This is a genomic window from Streptomyces sp. HUAS TT7 (assembly GCF_051550175.1).
Taxonomy (GTDB): Bacteria; Actinomycetota; Actinomycetes; order Streptomycetales; family Streptomycetaceae; genus Streptomyces.
The window spans coordinates 16,928-32,772 of the sequence record NZ_CP196178.1 but is presented as its reverse complement, the minus strand read 5'-3'; the positions used below and the strand labels follow the sequence as shown (position 1 = coordinate 32,772).

Below are 15,845 nucleotides of genomic sequence, written 5' to 3'. Positions count from 1 at the left end.
CTACGCATGGCGCGCTCCAGGACTACCGTCACGCGCACGCTCCACACGCCCGGGGGACCGATGGACAGACGGCGCAACACCGTCCTCGAAGCTCTGCTCGCCGAGTACGACTTCACCCACCGCACGCTGGCCGACGAGGTCAACGAGGTCGCGGAAGGCATCTTCGGCAAGCGCGGGGACTGCGCCGACCGGCACGTACGCCGATGGGTCTCCGGCGAGGTGCGCTGGCCCTGGACCAAGTACCTTCTGCCGCTGGAACAGATCTTCGACCGTCCAGCCCAGGCCCTGGGGTTCGTGCCCCGCGGGAAGAACAGCGCCAACCTGCCCGCCCCGCCGCTGCTGCCACGGTCGACGTCGGCACCGAAGCAGCAGGAGGAGGACCCCGTGCAGCGCCGCCGCTTCATCACCGCGTCCGCCGCGGCCACCGTCGCGCTCGCCCTGGGCATCGACGACACCCCCACCGGGGGCCGTCTGGCGATGAGCGACGTCCAGCGCGTCCATGAGCGGATCAGCAGGATGGACGCGCACTTCTTCTCCATCGGCGGGGGCCCGCTGGTGTCGGTGTCCACCGAGTACATCGCCCGGCTGCGCGGCGCCCTGGACGGCTGCACCTACGGCGAGCGCGTCGAGAAGGCACTGCACGCCGCGATCAGCAGCCTGTACGCGTCCGCCGGTTGGGCCTGCCACGACTCCGGCAACGCCGACCAGGCCGGGCTGTTCCACGCCGCCGCCCTGCAGTCCGCGATGCTCGCCGCCGACCCCGCGGCCGTCGCCCGCGCCTGGTCCGACCTCTCCCTGCAGGCCCGCCGCGCCGGCCGCCACCGCGAGGCCGTCCAGATCACCCGCGCCGCCCTCGACAACCGCCGCGCCCGCCAGGACCCGCGCATCGCCGCCCTGCTGCACGCCCGCCTCGCCATCGGCCAGGCCCGCACCGGCGACCGCACCGGCGCCGCCCGCGCGCTGCTCGGCGCCGAGAAGGCGTACGACCGCATCGACCCCACCGCCCCGGTCCCCACCTGGCTCGCGTTCCTCACCCCGGCCGAACTGTCCGGTCTCGCCGCCATCGCCCACCGCGCCCTTGGCCGCTACGACCAGGCCGAGGCCGCCACCGCGCAGGCCCTCGACCTGCTGCCGGAGGCGATGCGCCGCAACCGCACGTACTACACGGTCCAGCTGGCCGAGCTGCAGCTGGACCAGGGCGAGCGCGAGCAGGCCGCGGCCACCGTCACGGGCCTCGACGTCGCCTCCCTCGACAGCCGCAGCATCACCGACCGCCTCGACCGCGTCCGCACCCGCCTCACCGCATAGGAGCCCCCACCCGTGACCGGCATCGACATACGGCACTACGACCACCACCACGCCGCCGAGCTGCGCCCGCTGCTGCTCGACGTTTACGCCGAGGTCTACGCGAAGGCCGCCGAGACCGACCCGTTCGCTGGCGTCGAGCGGTTCGCCCAGGGCCTCGACGGCTGGAGCAGCCGACCCGGCTGGACCTGCACCGTCGGCTACGACAACGACCAGGCCGTCGGCTACGCCTACGGCGCCCCGCTCCCGTCCGATGCGAAGTGGTGGGGCGGACTGCTCACCGCGGTGCCGGCCGACGTCCTCGAGGAGACCGGCACCCGCACCTACGCCCTCTCCGAGCTGATGGTGCGCGTCCCCTGGCGCAAGACCGGCGCCGCCCGCCGCCTGCACGACGCCCTGCTCGCCGAGCGCACCGAGGAGCGCGCGACGCTGCTGGTCGACCAGGAGCACCCCAAGGTCCACGCGCTGTACGAATCGTGGGGCTGGACGACGCTCGGAGACCTGCGCCCCCGCATCCCGGACGCCCCGCTGTTCCACGCCATGCTGCTCGACCTCCCCCAGCGCTGACCGGCCCGGACGGCGGGCTGTAACGGAATCCGCGAAGTCGACGTTCCTCTCACCGTGACGACGCGACCCATGCCCCTCGCCGCGCCCGGCCCGGACAACCGTCTCCCCGGGAGACGCCCAGTCTCCCGCCCGGCGGGACACCACGCCGGACAGCAGTGCCAGCCCCAGGGACACCACCTGACGTGCAAAAACTGGTGTCCCCGAAGCTGTAACGATTCGGCGAGCCGGTCCGTCTATCGACTAGAGCGCCAGGCGATCACGAACGAGGGAGGGGGCACCGATGCCCGGATCGGGTGGTGTTGTCGGACGGCCGTTGACGGCTTCGCCGCGCGCCGGAGTGCATGGTGCCCAACCCGGACGGGCACGCCCGGCCCTGATGGGCCCTCACCTCGCGGGACACCGGAGGCCGGAAAGTAAACGTCCGCCCCAGAAGAATTCCCACGACACGCGGCTAGTCGGTAGTGAAAGCGTCGCGGACTATGCGAAGATCGGCAACGTGACTAGGAAGATCGGTAAGGGAGTCGAGGCCAACGGCCCGGTGCGCGGTCGCGCGCAGACCGGCCGGCCTGTGACGTACGACCCGAAGTCCGGTCAGAACTGGCGCACAGGCGTGGTGATCGTGCCGGACATGGCAGAGAAGGCCATCAAGGCTGCGGGATCCACCGGGCTGAGCTTCGCCGGGTTGGTCAACGAGCTGATCAAGCGAATGCCGGTCGATGAGAACGGACGCCCCGCGTGGGCCGACGAGCTGAACCAGCAGGAGGCGCTTCCGTTAACCGGATAGCGCCTCCTGCTGAACCGTCGGCCGGGCGTTAAAAAGCCCCAGTTCCTCAACTGGGGCGAGCCCTTCCGACGTACCGGGTCCAGCGTCTTTTCCAGGGCCGCTGAAACCCATCGCTTCATTGCTTTACCTGCAACACCCACCCGCAAGAGGCGTCTCCCAACGCCCCCACCCAGAGGTTCCCGGCTTCCCAACCGAGTCCCTCGCCCGCCAAAAGACAGGAGGTGAGATCGAGCCCCACAGATCGCTTACCAGGCGACTGTCGGGCCGGTGGTGTCCTGACCACATATGGAGTTCGGAGCCCTGATCACGCGCCTGGTTGGTCGCGTTGAGGCCCTCCGCCGTACGGCGGTAGGGGGGCTTCGGCGTGCATATGGAGTTAGGAGCACCTCCCATCGTAGCGGACCGCTACGGTGCCGGACAGCTCATGCCGACCCCCGGAGTGTCCGAGGAGTCGGGCGAGCACAGCCCGTCATCTGCCCCGAATCACAACCCCCATACAGGTGTTCTGCCCCTCTTCGAGGTGGAGCTGGTCGACCTCCAGGCGCTGTTCCTGGAGCTGTCCCCGCGTGCCTCCATCCGGGTGGACACCCGTTCCGGGGAGGGCGACTGGCTGCACTCCTACAAGTCCCAGCCCCTGCCGCAGGTCGCCCCGTACGGCCCGTACGCCGTGCACCTCGCCGACCGCCTCGACCGCTTCCGCTGGGTCTGCTTCGACCTCGACTCCAAGCGCGGCGACACCGGCCCCGACCTCTCGACCCTGCTGCGCTGGCTGGAGGAGGCCGGGCTGACCTACGTGGTCGCCGCCTCCGGATCCGCCGGCGGACGGCACGTCTGGGTCACCTCCGCCGAGCCGCTGGAGGCCGTGCTGGTCGCCTCCATCGCCAAGGCCGCCGCGCTGCGCCTGCCCACCCTCGACCACGGCCTGCTGTGCAACCCCGCCACCGGTGCGGTCCGCCCGATCGGCGCCCCCCACCGCGACGGCGGGCGCAGCCAGCTGCAGGCCCCGCTCGACTCCCGCCGCGCCGCCGCCCTGCTCTCCCCCACCGGCTGCGGCAACGTCTCCGACGCGTTCGTGCGCCTCGCGCTCATCATCGACTCCGTCCCGGCCCCCGCGACCGTCCGCCCGCGCATCGTGCGCGAGCAGCAGCACGCCCAGGTCCTCGACGACGAGCTGGGCCCGCGGCTGGCCGGCACCCCGAACACCCTGTTGGACGACGAGACGTTCGCCCTGCTCACCCGCCGCCCGGCCGAGGACCGCGTCAGCGAGACCCTGGCCTCCCTGCTCGACCGCCTCGCCCTGCGCCGCTGGACATGGCCGATGGTCGAGAAGCTGCTCGACGAGCGCCGCCACCGCGAGGGCGGTCTCCTGCACGCCTGCACCAGCACCCGGCGCGGCACGCTGCGCATCGTCCTGCCCGAGACCCAAGCCCGCGAGAAGCTGGCCCGCCAGTGGGCCCGCTGCGTGGCGTACGCGGCCACCCTGCCGCTCACCGAGGACACCCTGGAGTGGACGGAGACCATCGCCGACGTCGTCGCCCTGGTCGAGGACGTCCAGGCCGCCGCCGACGCCCACCCCGAGCGCTGGGCCTGCAAGTCCGGCCCCGCCGACCGCGCCGCCCTCGACCTGCGGTGCCTGTACGCGCTGCGCTCCGGCACCACCGTCCTCGACCTCGACGTCCGCCGCGCCGCCATCGCCGCCGCCCACGGCCGCTCCACCATGCACCGGGCCCAGAACCGCCTCACCCTCGACGGCTGGCTCGCCGACCGCGCCACCGACGGACCCGCGGGCACCCACGAGCTGCTCCCCGTCACCGCTGCGCACCCTGGATTCACCCCCGCTGCGCAGGGTGGGACACAAGGAACCCCGCCCCCCGTAGGGGAGAGGCGGACCACCCTGATCTCTCGTCTCCAGGAACGTCTCGCAGCAGGTCAGGCCGACGTTTTCGCCTACGGCCGGGCCACCGAGACCCACGCCGGAGGGCTCGGTCACCACGCCGGTCGGATCTACCAGCAGCTCATCGAGCACGCAGAACGCCCGCTGAGCCTCTCTGAGCTGTGCGCTCGCACTGGGTACGCTCCGCGTACTGCAGCCCGGCACCTGAGCGCCCTGCGCAACCTCATGGTCGTCACCCGCGCCGTCATGGCCGTCCACCACGAGTGCCCCACCTGCCAGGCCGCCCCGGGTGCCCGCTGCACCACGGCCGCCGGCACCGTCGTACGCCGCCGAGGAGCCGACCAGCACGTCGCCCGCCGCACCCTCACCCGCGAACGCTCCGGAACCCCCTACTACCGCCCCCGGCCCGGCTCCCTGGTCGCCGCGGCGAAGGCCCTGGGCTGCCACGGTGTCACGGCAAGCCGTGCACGCCGGTACGCCGTCGAGATCGAGCTGTACCGCTGGTGGCGCCAGGAGGAGGAGTGGATGCGTGCCCCGAAGAAGGGCGTGCGCACCGGCGTCCAGACGCACCAGGAGCAGGCCGAGCTGGTCGTCACCACGCTGCCCGCCCTGCCCCGCCGCCGTTACCCCCGCACCGCCGACGGCCGCGGCGACCACGCCGCCGCCAAGGCCCGCATCCTGCGCCGTATCGCCACCGCCTGAGTGTCACGGCAGGGCCGTGGCCCCCGGCCGCAGCCGCGCGGTTCTGACGATCTTCGGAAGGGCGCCCACCACAGGGCTTGTTATTACTTCCGGCCAATCTACTGTCAACTGGTTGACGTTGAATCAGCTAGGAGTCAACCTGTTTACGTCGCACTACCCGGCAACGAGGAGAAGTAGATGAGCAGCGGCACCATCCCCGTCCCCCAGGTCGAGGTCGCCACCTATCAGGCCCCGCAGGTCACCGTCACGCCCGTCACCAGCGTCGTCCCGACCGAGCCCGTCGAGCCCGGACGCTGGCCCGGTGGCTACCAGTCCGTCCTGCTGAACACCCGCACCGGCGAGCTGTCCTTCCACGAGAGCACCGAGCACCGCGAGGTGTGGGACCCCAGGTGGAAGGCCATCAACGACGTCCCCAAGGAGACCTGGAACCGCTGGCACCCCGGCAAGCCGTTCATGCCGGGCAGCGGCCCCCACATGTGGTTCGAGCAGGTCCCCGAACTGCTCAGCTGGCACGTCGACTCCGGCTTCGAGGGCCACCCCTACCTCGACGTCGAGGCCGCCAACGCCCTGCTGCAGACCCTGGTTCCCACCGCCCAGCAGCTGCTCGACGGCTTCTTCGAGGCCGGGGGCGAGCTGGACTGGTCCGCCGCCTCCGCCCGCGCCGGCCGCCAGCTGTGCCGCCTCACCTCCCGCCACCGCGAGGCCGCGCAGCCCGAGGTCGACGCCGACCTGGTCGACTTCGCCGACCTCGTCGCCCGCTGCCCCCAGGTCTACCGGCCCGAGATGCTGGGCCTGTCCCTGGACAAGCTGGAGCACGAGTGCGAGATCCAGACCCGCTACATCGGCGCGAACGAGCACTGGCACGAGGAGGTGAAGAAGGTCTTCGGCCGCCCCTACAGCGACGGCTCCGGCATCGGCCTGCAGGTGACCGGCGTGCGCTCCTGGTACCGCACCGTGCTGCTCGACGGCGACCCGCGGCCGGCGCGCGACTTCCGCGACTGGGACGCCGAGCACGGCCGCCTCGCCGCCGCGACCATCACCTCCGAGACCACTGACGCCGAGCTGGAGCGTTGGATCGACGCCGAGGAGCACCGCGCCGCGCAGCAGGGCGTACGGATCTTCGGCACCAAGGACGCCGCCTACGAGCTGCGGGCGCAGCTGCGCGAGCAGGACTGGGACCGACTCGCCGTCGTCGGTGCCGAGGTCGCCCGGCTGGAGAAGTACCGCGAGGAGCGCACCAAACTGGTCGCCCGCGTCACCCAGTGGGGATACGGCGACTCCGACATCGCCGGCCGCGCCCGGATGTCACGGCAGGCCGTGCACAAGCTCCGCACCGGCGACAAGACCGAGGACACCGCCGACCAGGCATGACCCACCAGCCGAGCACCACGGCGGGCGGAGCCATCGGAACTGGCTCCGCCCGCCCGGCCGTACCGAAAGGAACCGATGAGCACCACCGACCAGTTCGCCCTGCTGCGCGCCACGGCCGCCGTCCAGCGCCTCAGCGACGACGTCACTGTGCACCCGGGCGACCGCCAGCGCGAGCGGACCTACCTCGTACACCGTGCTGCCCTCGCCGACCGTGCCGTGCCCGTCCTCGACGGGGTCGAGGAGACCGCTGACAGCGAGCAGGACGCCGAGGACACCGCCCGCCGCCTGCTGGAGCACGACCGAGCCCACGGCGCCGGCCGCGGCCCCGTCCCGGCCGCCGAGACCCGGTGGGACGCGGACGCCCGCGGCTACGCCCGCCAGGAGCACGCCGCCGTTGTCCTCGACGAGCACGACCAGGAGCAGCCCCGTGCCTGACCTCCACATGAGCGCCGAGGTGCGCGAGCTGCTCGGACCCGAGGGCCTCGCCCGCGCTGCCGAGGTCTCCCTCACCGATGGCGAGTGCGTCGCCTGCCGACAGCGGCTGACCGGCACCGTCAACATGGTGGTGCGCACGAACGGGTCCTTCACCCACGTCGTCTACGTCCACGACCGGTGCGGCCCCTCCGAGGTCATCGCGATGGGCCCGGACTTCGCCCCGGCCGCGCCGGCGGACGGCTACGCCATGACGATGACCGCCGCCGTCCTCGACCACGGCGGCGCCGACCTGCCTGTCCTGGTCGCCGAGACCGTGGGCAAGGCGTACGTGATCAGCGACAGCCCCACCGGCGAGCTGACGAACGTGGTCGCCAGCCACCTGCTCTCCCAGGGCTTCCACCTGGTCAACCGGCTGCGCCAGGCCCCGCCCCCGGTTCCCGAGTGGGTCGGTGTGCTGCTGCCCGGCCAGGGCCCGGACGGCTCCGACGGGCTGCTGATCCTCGACCCCGACGGCGGGCGCTTCTTCACCGGCTCCGTCGAGCTGTCCCAGGGCTGGCTGCAGCTGGCCGCCCGCTACCGGTGGGCGGTGCTCTACTGCGGCAACGTGGGCCTCGCCGAACTGCGCCACGACGACAAGGCCGCCACCAAGGCGCTGCGCGCCGCCGCCCAGGCCGGGCAGCTGGTCGGCGCCCGCATCGCCGTCGGCACCCCGCCGGCCGCCGGGTAGCCGAGCCGCCGTACGACCGGGGCCGGGACCAATTGGTCCCGGCCCCTCGCGCTGCGCCGCAGGGTTTCGAGCGTTTTGAGCGCCTTCTACGCGCGCGCCCGCGATGGAGACCGGGGTCGGCCACGGCCGTGCACCGGTCCCCATCGCCCCGCGCCTCGCTCGCCAGACCGCCCCCGGTCTGGCGAGCCCCCTTTCGCGTCCGGCCCCAGCCGAGCGCGGAAGGGATGCTTTCGCACCAACTTGCTCGGACACTCCGAGCCTCCATCTTGCTCGGGCTCCGTCCGGGCAAAGGGCGGCCGTCGAGGATCGCCAAGGCGTGCGGGTCGCTGCGGCCGGAGCCGGGTGCAGCGGCGGGCGAGGCGGCGCTGGCGGGTCGCCTGCAGTCCCGGCCTTCACCGCCGCACGCGGCGGTACCCAAGGGGCTCTGCCCCCTGGACCCCCGGCCATCCTGCGGAGGGGGCGGCAGGAGGCGCAGGCAGGTGGGGAGTTGGGGTGGGTCGCGGCGCCCCCTCGCTGGCCGTCCCTCCGCACCATGCCCTACGACCGCCCGGGGGCAGCTCCGCAAGCTCCGCCACCCCCGAACGCCCGCAGGGCCCACCGTGAGCGCCGTCCAACGAGGGAACACCGCTCAGGCCCGACCTACGGCGCGCGTCGCGCCGGACAACCGCTGGGAGACGGCCCGGAATCTTCTCGCCCAGTTCCCGCAAGTGTGTACCCTTGGTACACCTAGCGCGGTACCATTGGTACATGACCGCAGTTGAGTACGACCACCCGATCCGCAGAGTCCGCGACGAGATCGCCTCCGTCGTCGACCGCGCCAAGGACGGCGGGGCCATCACGTACGTCACCCGCAACGGCGAGCGCGTCGCCGCCGTCGTCCCCCTCCCCGTCGCCGAGCGGGGCAGCCGCCCCGCCGACCGCACCGCCCTCGACTCCCGGGGCGAGCCCCTGCGCCCCGCACCGGCCGCGCCCGGCGGACGCTTCACCTGGGACGCCGGCGGACCGACCCCGCAGGAGGTCGAGTGGACCCGGGCCGGACTGGAGGCCCTGCACGCGCAGCTGGCCACGGCGACCGCCGAGTCCGTCGCCCTGCTCGGCATCGTCGGCCAGGCCCTCGCCGCCGTCAGCGACCGCCACATGGGCACCGTCGAGGACCTGCTCGACTCCATCGGGCCCCGCCTCGCGGTCCCGGAGGGCGCGCTGTCCGACGCCGTCGAGCTGTACGACGAGCTGACCCGCCCGGACGACGCCCTGTGCGTCACCTGCCGCGAGCCCATCGGCACCTTCTACGGCCACGAGGGCTGGCAGCACTACCGCATGGCCGTCAACGAGCACGGCATCAACGCCACCCAGGTCTACGAGCCCGACGACCAGCACACCCCCGAGCCCACCTACGTCCCGCGCACCCGCCGCGCGTTCGCCGACGGCAAGGTCGTCCGCCCCTACGACGACCCCGCAGCCCCGGCCGCCGAGGAGGCGTAGCCGTGGTCTGGTTCGTGGGAACCGTCCTCTTACTCGCCCTGCTCGCCGCGCTGCTGGCCCCGCGGCTGCACCGTCTCGAGCAGGACCGCCGGCAGCGCCGGGCGGACGAGCACTACCGCAAGGTGCTGCAGGCCGCCACCGACCACGCCATCACCACCGCCGTGCGCGCCCGGCTCGCCGAACCCGTCGTCGACCTGCACATCACCATCCCGATGCGGGTCAGCGTCGGCGACGTCATCGCCCGCGCCCACGAGGACTTCGCCCTGGAGGTCCCCCGGGACCACGCCGCCGCGATGCTCCGCCACCGCCTCATCTTCCGAGGCCACGCCCGCTGGCCCGACCTGATCACCGACGCATTCGACGACGAGGAGGACCAGACCCCATGAACATCCGCCAGCTGCTCCGCCGCCGCACCGCCACCGCGCCCGTCATCGAGCCCGAGCCCTACGTCTACGACACCATCACCCTGACCGTCACCGACGGCCTGGAGGTGCTGCGTTCCGACGGCAGCACCTGGGACCCGTGCTGGGACGACCACGAGCACCGGACCGTGGCGCAGCTGCTGGGCTGCGTGGTGTGGGAGAGCCTCGCCTCGATCCCGCCCGCCCCGCAGTTCGACCTCCACATCGCGCCGACCCGCATCGTCCTGCCGGGCGTCGAGCCCTTCGTGGCCGTCTTCTACGGCCCGGACGAGGACCATCCCAGCGGGCGCACGCTCGACGAGACCGGCCGGCCCCTGTGCTGGCGCGCGGTCGCCGAAGCCGCCGGTGCCACCGCCGCCGACGGCGAGTCCATCGGCTGCCCCTCCTGCCAGCACCCGAAGAACTGACCGAGCCGTCCCTCACCCACCCAGGAGCGCCCCTCATGACCGACACCGCGCCGCGGCTGCTGCCCGCCCACGAGTCCTTCCTCGCCGACTTCTTCGACCTGGAGGAACCGCTGCTCATCTGGCTCGATGAGACCACCCGCGACGCCCGCGCCGGAGCGGACGACGTCTACACCCTGCCCGCCGGCCTCGACGGCGAGGCCGCCCACGAGGCATGGGGCCGGATCTTCGCCGCCCTGCCCGAGGGACTGCGTGACGAGCGGCGCACGCTGCTCACCGGCGAGGAGCACGCCACCGGCAACACGGTGCTGGGCACCGACGGCTACGAGTACACCCCGCTGTACGCCGTCCCCGTCGACCAGGCCGACGTCGAGGTCCTGGTCGCGCTGCTCGACCACGCCCGCAAGGCCCTCGCCTACGAGCCCGGTCACGCCGACCTGCACAGCCTGCTCGACCAGGCGGGCGAGCAGTACGGCACCGACGGCGTCGACCGCACCCCGGAGAAGGCCGAGCAGGTCGTGGCCCGCCTCGCCCGCGCCGTCGCCGTGCTCCAGCTGCAGGACGACGACACCGCCGCCCTGGTCGCGGCCGTCACCGCCGCCGGCCCCGACCGCCGGGTGCAGCTGACCGCCGCCCAGGAGCAGGCCGCGCGCCGGTACTTCGACCGGCTGATCACCGCCACCACCGAGGGCAAGCCCGCCGTCGAGCGGGCGCTGGCCCGGTTCGTCGAGTTCGGCGACGACCGCCCCACCGGCGCCTGAGCACCGCGCCCGCCTCCCGCGACCGGGCGCGGGCGCACTGACGCCCTGTCGGTGCGCAGCGCTACGGTCCCGGTACAGGCAGCAACAGCCGAGCAGGGAGGGGACGTCATGACGATGGCACCAGGACGGCGGGGCGGGGCGGGTGCCAGCGCCCGCCAGGTCGCCGAGGCCGCCCGGAGCGCCGAGCGCGCAGCCCAGCACCGCCGGGCGAAGGTCGCGCTGCCCGTCACCGCGGTGTGCGCCGTGGTGTTCGGCATCGCCGCCGGCACCGCCACGGTGTGGCAGGCCGGGCTGGTCGTCGCCCTCGCCGTCGCGGCGTACGGGATCCGCCAGACCTACCGCCGCGCGGACAACTCATGGGCCAAGGGCGCGGCCGGCGAGGTCGCCACCGCCCGGTTACTCGCCCCGCTCGCCCGGCGCGGCTACGCCGTACTGCACGACCGGGCCATCCCCGGCAGCAGGGCGAACCTGGATCACCTGGTGATCGGGACCGCCGGGGTCGCGTACGTCGACTCGAAGGCGTGGCGCTCGAAGAAGTCGAGGCTCAGGGTCGAGGGCGGCACCCTGCGGTACGGCCGCTACGACCAGAGCGAGGCCCTGCGCAAGGTGGCGTGGGAGGCCGAGCAGGCATCGAGGGCGCTGGGCTGCGAGGTGCGGCCGTTCGTCGCCGTGCACGGTGCGAAGATCCCCGGCCCGCGCAGCCGGATCGAGGTCCAGGGCGTCACGATCGTCGCCGCGAAGAGGCTCCCGCGGCTGCTGCAGAACCTGATGCCCCAGCCCGGCTGGACCGCCGAGCGCATCACCGCCGTCGAGCAGCTGGCCGAGCAGCGCCTGCCCCCGCACGGCAGCTGACCACCACCGCAACGACGAAGGGCCCGGCTCCGGCCGGGCCCTTCGTGCGTCCGGGGTCAGTCCGCGCGGTCCAGGTCGAGGAGCACCCGCAGGCTCTCGCCCGCCGCCCAGCGCCGGAGCTGGCCGCGGTCGACCAGGCGCACGTTGTTGCGGGCCGCCCACACCACCCGCTCCCGGGCGAAGGAGCCGGAGGAGACGATCAGCAGCAGCGGCGCGGGCCCCTCCGTCTCTTCGGGGCCGTCGTCGTCCGGGGCGGCGCTGACCGGGCGCAGCGTGGCCGCCGAGCGCGGGCCGTCCTGCCCGGCCGCCGCGATCCCGCGCTCGAAGGCGCAGCCCATCCGCCGGCCGCCGGGGTCGTTGCCCACCAGGTGCACTGTGCCCCGGTCGTTGACCAGCACGCCCTTGGCCGTCCACCCGTCGCGCCGCAGCAGCCGGCCGACGATCCGGCGGAACTCCCGGTCGTCGGCCGCGTCGACCTGGTCGAGGGTGAAGCGCACAGCGCGGCGCCGGTTGCGGGCTGCGACCTCCCGCCGGCGCAGCACGACCGCCCGGACCCCGTACGCGAGGACGGCACCGGCCAGGAGCGCGGCCCACCAGCCCAGGCGCACCCACAGCCAGCCGATGGTGAACATGGGTAACCCGAGGGCGACCAGCGCCGCGAGGAATGCAGGGGCGACCTCCCACCAGCGCGGCCCGTACTCGCCGCGCAGGATCACCTGCAGTTCCTCACGCTGACGCCACGCGCGTCGGGTCCCCTCCGGAGACCGGCGCAGCGGCCACACGTCGCTCACCCCCACCACCCCCAAGTCGTGCACGGACGCCCATGTCATATCTGCCCGCCGGGGGCCGCGTACAGCTACACCGCCGCAGATCAGCCGCCCCGGCGACACCGGCTACCGTGCGCGGGCTAATAACAAGCCCTGCGGGCGCCGGGCGCCCGCGATCTCCAGACGATGAAACCGGCTATGCCGGAAACTCAGTTTCCGTGGTAACTCAGTTACCGAACGGGTATCGTGGTGGGCATGACGACCGACGAGATGGGCGCCCGAATCGACGCCTTCCTGCTGCAGCGGTTCGAGCCCGCATGGACCGACCCCACCGCCGACCAGGCCGCGCAGTGCCGGACCCGCGTCGAGGACGCGGCCCGGGAACTGGTTCGAGGGATCTCCGCCCGCGAGGCGCACCTGCGCGACCTCGCCCCCGAGATCAGCGAGAGCCTCGCGCTGTCGAACAGCGAGACGGCCGACTGGAACCTCTCCGTGCTCCGAGCCCTGCGACAGATCAAGACCGAGACCGAGCGACTCGCCGACGACTTCGCGGCCGACGCCGGTATGCACGGCGCGAACTACCCCGATCTCGGCGCGGCCTGGGGCATCACCCGCCAGGGCGCCCGCAAACGCTGGCCCCACGCGGTCAGCGCGCTCAATCCCGACGCTTACCGCGGGCGTGACCCCATCAACTTCGAGGCGTTCGGCGGGGAGGCCCGCGTCAGCTTCCACCCGAACGACGGCGGGTGGTGGTGGATCGCCACCGGCGCCAACGGCCGGAACGCCGAGGCCCCCGAGGACATCACGTACGACACCAGCGAGGAGGCGAGCGCCGCCGCCGGCGCTTTCCTCGCGGCCAACACCACGAAGGACGGAGCCACCGCATGAGCACCCCGACCACCCTCCCGGCCGCCGCCGCGTTCGCCCAGGCGCTCGCCGAGCTGGCCGACGGATACCCGACCGACCCCGAGGGCACCGCCCCCGTGACCGTCACGGTCACCGACCCGGCGACCGGCGAGCAGCACCAGGTCCCCATCGAGCCCGGACAGCTCGACTGGGTCACCGCCCTGGTCCGCGGCGAGCTGGACACCTTCCGCAACGCCCACTCCGACGGCACCGGCTACTGCGGGCACTGCCGGGGCACCGGTCTCGCGGGCGGGCACGGCGGTGCGGCCCTGCTCGACGAGCCGCCGGCCGACGACGGGAGCCGCCCGTGACCACCCCGGACACCCGCCCGTGGCACGACACCGTCCCGCCGCACCCCGACGCCCTGCTCTTCCGCCCGATCACCCCCGCGCACCCCGTCGGGCCGGGCGGACAGCTGGCCCGCCGCCCGGACGGTTCCTGGTGGTACCGCGAGCTGGCCGTCATCTCCGGAGCCGAGGAGACGCTGCCGGGCCTGCTGCGCGCCGACCTCGCGTACGCGATGCGGCGCGGCGACGAGCTGATGGCCGCCGCCGACGGCGCGGCGGGCGACGGCCACTTCGCCGAGGCCGACCGGCTGGCCGAGCTGAGCGGCATGCTCGGCACCCAGGAGGTCATCGCTCTGTCCGAGGCGCTGCAGGAGGCCGGCACCCGGTGGCGGGACCGGCGGTCGACGAAGACCGTCGAGTCCCTCGCCGAGTGGATCGAGGCCCCCGACGCCCTCGCCCGGATCGCCGAATCCCTCCGCACCGAGGGGGCGTGATGTCCGTCACACCGCCGCCCTGCCCCGAGTGCCAGGCCGTGACCGAGCCGATCACGGTCGAGGGCGAGGAGGTCTGGCGCTGCACCGCGCCCGACTGCAACCGCCGCACCTACGGCACCGGCGACGAGAACGACGACCAGGACCTTCCCTCGTACAGCGAGACCGACGCCGACGGCGTGGTCGTCTGCTTCCACGGCACCGGCGAGGTCGACATCGAGGCGACCGCCGAGCTGGCCGCCCAGGACGGACCCGACGAGGACGACCAGGAGGACGGCGCGGGCGCCGCGCCGGCCGCCGCGGTGTGGGAGCCCGAGGCGCGCGAGATCCGGGTGAAGGACCTCGCCCACGTCCTCGCGGGCGGATGGGTGCGGATCTACAGCGACCCGCCGGAGGGGTGGCGGCACTTCACCGAGGCCGCCTACGACCCCGACCACGACACCACCGTCGCCATCACGTACAGCGATGGGGAAGTCGTGCGCGAGTGGCCGTGGCCCCAGGCCCTGCTCGTGCACGCCGACCCCGACACCATCCCCACGACGACCCGGCCGGGCCCCGCCCGGCTGATCCAGCGGTGACCTTCCCCAGCGGGCAGCGGCCCGCGCTTCCCCACGGCGCGCTTCCCCACCCGGCCCCTGGGGAAGCCCCCGCCGACCTTCCCCGGGGTGGGGAAGACCGCCGAACCGGGGAAGGCGGGGAAGTCGACATGCCTTCCCCGCTGGGGAACGGGGTGCCGTGGGGAACGCTGCTGGCCGATGGGGAAACCGTCGCGCGCTACTGGAGCCACGTTCTCCGGCGCGGCCCGGACGCCTGCTGGTGGTGGACGGGCGGGCTGACGGACACCGCTCACGCGACCTTCCGCGCCGGGTCCCACACCACCCAGACCTCCCGCGTCGTCCCCGCCCACCTGTTCGGCTACCGCCTCGCCCACGGGGTCGACTCCATCCCGGCCGGCCTGGTCGTCCGCCACCGGTGCGACGAGCCGCCGTGCCAGAACCCGGGCCACTGGCTGCTGGGCACCCGGGGAGACAACAACCGCGACGCGGCCAGTCGTCGCAGGTTGGCGGGCCACGCGCTGGCCGACGTACGCGGCCCAGTGGGCCGGGCGCGGGCGGTCCAGGCCGCCATCGCCGCCGCCGACCCCGACCACCTCGACGAGGCGATTGCCGCCGCGCTCGCCGCGGGCAACCCGACCGGGGCGCACCAGGACAGTCTCTTCTGACCGACGACCAGCAGCCGGCGCCGGGACCAATTGGTCCCGGCGCCGGCGCGTGCGGGGAACCGGGGAAGACCGGGCGGGGAAGTCGGGGCGGGGAGACCGCCGTGCGACTCGCGGCAGCATTCCCCGTCGTTCGTTCCCCACCGTGCTGGGGAAGCCGGGCGCCGCCCGGCGGGTGGGGAAGCCGACCCCGGTGGGGAAGTTCCCCACCGGGCCGGGGTGGGGAAGACCGCGCGGTGGGGAACTTCCCCGGGCCGCCGACGCTTCCCCACCGCGCGCCAGTTCCCCGGCTCCCCACCGTCGAGGACGCTTCCCCACCCGTGGGGAAGGGGCGCGGCCGGAGTTCCCCGCGCGGCCGCCGAGGCCGAGCGCCGTTCCCCACGCGTGCGGCGCGGGGCGGGGAAGCCTGCCATGTCGGTCACGCGCCGTGCTCGCCGGGCCCGCCCGGCGGGGAAGCCGGCCGCCGCGC

The 15,845-nt window shown here is 73.6% G+C and carries 18 protein-coding genes; 17 read left to right on the top strand and 1 reads right to left on the bottom strand.

The genetic code is table 11. From position 1 onward, the window contains the following. Positions 1-60 precede the first annotated feature (60 nt). The 12 genes from ACSHXC_RS43025 to ACSHXC_RS42970 all read left to right on the top strand — a co-directional run bounded on the left by ACSHXC_RS43025 (position 61) and on the right by ACSHXC_RS42970 (position 11,706). A complete protein-coding gene (locus tag ACSHXC_RS43025) occupies positions 61-1,308 on the top strand; it encodes a twin-arginine translocation signal domain-containing protein (RefSeq protein WP_438297807.1) in 1,248 nt (415 codons plus the stop codon). A 12-nt stretch (positions 1,309-1,320) separates the two neighbouring features. Next, on the top strand, positions 1,321-1,872 hold the full coding sequence (locus tag ACSHXC_RS43020; protein WP_438297806.1) for a GNAT family N-acetyltransferase: 552 nt from the start codon (positions 1,321-1,323) through the stop codon (positions 1,870-1,872). A 496-nt stretch (positions 1,873-2,368) separates the two neighbouring features. Continuing rightward, positions 2,369-2,656, top strand: coding sequence for a hypothetical protein (locus ACSHXC_RS43015; RefSeq protein ID WP_382072709.1), 288 nt, complete (start codon positions 2,369-2,371; stop codon positions 2,654-2,656). Positions 2,657-3,080: 424 nt separating this feature from the next. Continuing rightward, positions 3,081-5,252, top strand: a complete 2,172-nt coding sequence (locus ACSHXC_RS43010; protein WP_438297805.1) for a zinc finger domain-containing protein — start codon at positions 3,081-3,083, stop codon at positions 5,250-5,252. Between the two features lie 177 nt (positions 5,253-5,429). Next, positions 5,430-6,623, top strand: coding sequence for a hypothetical protein (locus ACSHXC_RS43005; protein WP_438297804.1), 1,194 nt, complete (start codon positions 5,430-5,432; stop codon positions 6,621-6,623). Between the two features lie 75 nt (positions 6,624-6,698). Then, on the top strand, positions 6,699-7,058 hold the full coding sequence (locus ACSHXC_RS43000; RefSeq protein WP_438297803.1) for a hypothetical protein: 360 nt from the start codon (positions 6,699-6,701) through the stop codon (positions 7,056-7,058). Then, positions 7,051-7,785 (top strand): hypothetical protein, encoded by a 735-nt coding sequence (locus tag ACSHXC_RS42995; RefSeq protein WP_438297802.1) that lies wholly within the window; start codon positions 7,051-7,053, stop codon positions 7,783-7,785. Before ACSHXC_RS43000 ends, ACSHXC_RS42995 begins: the two co-directional genes overlap by 8 nt. A gap of 747 nt (positions 7,786-8,532) precedes the next feature. After that, positions 8,533-9,267: a hypothetical protein gene (locus ACSHXC_RS42990; RefSeq protein ID WP_438297801.1), complete on the top strand. Its 735-nt coding sequence runs from the start codon at positions 8,533-8,535 to the stop codon at positions 9,265-9,267. Between the two features lie 2 nt (positions 9,268-9,269). Beyond that, positions 9,270-9,653, top strand: a complete 384-nt coding sequence (locus ACSHXC_RS42985) for a hypothetical protein (RefSeq protein ID WP_438297800.1) — start codon at positions 9,270-9,272, stop codon at positions 9,651-9,653. Next, positions 9,650-10,096: a hypothetical protein gene (locus tag ACSHXC_RS42980; protein ID WP_438297799.1), complete on the top strand. Its 447-nt coding sequence runs from the start codon at positions 9,650-9,652 to the stop codon at positions 10,094-10,096. Before ACSHXC_RS42985 ends, ACSHXC_RS42980 begins: the two co-directional genes overlap by 4 nt. A gap of 35 nt (positions 10,097-10,131) precedes the next feature. After that, positions 10,132-10,854: a hypothetical protein gene (locus ACSHXC_RS42975; RefSeq protein WP_438297798.1), complete on the top strand. Its 723-nt coding sequence runs from the start codon at positions 10,132-10,134 to the stop codon at positions 10,852-10,854. A 108-nt stretch (positions 10,855-10,962) separates the two neighbouring features. Continuing rightward, on the top strand, positions 10,963-11,706 hold the full coding sequence (locus ACSHXC_RS42970) for a nuclease-related domain-containing protein (RefSeq protein ID WP_438297797.1): 744 nt from the start codon (positions 10,963-10,965) through the stop codon (positions 11,704-11,706). A gap of 56 nt (positions 11,707-11,762) precedes the next feature. Here ACSHXC_RS42970 and ACSHXC_RS42965 read toward each other — a convergent pair whose 3' ends face one another. Beyond that, on the bottom strand, positions 11,763-12,497 hold the full coding sequence (locus ACSHXC_RS42965; protein ID WP_438297796.1) for a hypothetical protein: 735 nt from the start codon (positions 12,495-12,497) through the stop codon (positions 11,763-11,765). A gap of 231 nt (positions 12,498-12,728) precedes the next feature. On the opposite strand from ACSHXC_RS42965, the gene ACSHXC_RS42960 reads away from it, so the two are divergent. From ACSHXC_RS42960 to ACSHXC_RS42940, 5 genes are all read left to right on the top strand, one after another. Continuing rightward, positions 12,729-13,361: a hypothetical protein gene (locus ACSHXC_RS42960; protein ID WP_438297794.1), complete on the top strand. Its 633-nt coding sequence runs from the start codon at positions 12,729-12,731 to the stop codon at positions 13,359-13,361. Then, positions 13,358-13,690 carry a hypothetical protein gene (locus ACSHXC_RS42955; protein ID WP_438297793.1) on the top strand — a complete coding sequence of 111 codons (333 nt, stop codon included), beginning with the start codon at positions 13,358-13,360 and terminating at the stop codon, positions 13,688-13,690. The genes ACSHXC_RS42960 and ACSHXC_RS42955 overlap by 4 nt, the downstream gene beginning before the upstream one ends. Beyond that, on the top strand, positions 13,687-14,160 hold the full coding sequence (locus ACSHXC_RS42950; RefSeq protein WP_438297792.1) for a hypothetical protein: 474 nt from the start codon (positions 13,687-13,689) through the stop codon (positions 14,158-14,160). The genes ACSHXC_RS42955 and ACSHXC_RS42950 overlap by 4 nt, the downstream gene beginning before the upstream one ends. Further along, complete coding sequence (locus ACSHXC_RS42945; protein WP_438297790.1) at positions 14,160-14,735, top strand: hypothetical protein; 576 nt, start codon at positions 14,160-14,162, stop codon at positions 14,733-14,735. The genes ACSHXC_RS42950 and ACSHXC_RS42945 overlap by 1 nt, the downstream gene beginning before the upstream one ends. A 128-nt stretch (positions 14,736-14,863) precedes the next feature. After that, positions 14,864-15,379, top strand: a complete 516-nt coding sequence (locus ACSHXC_RS42940) for an HNH endonuclease (RefSeq protein ID WP_438297789.1) — start codon at positions 14,864-14,866, stop codon at positions 15,377-15,379. Positions 15,380-15,845: the final 466 nt, after the last annotated feature.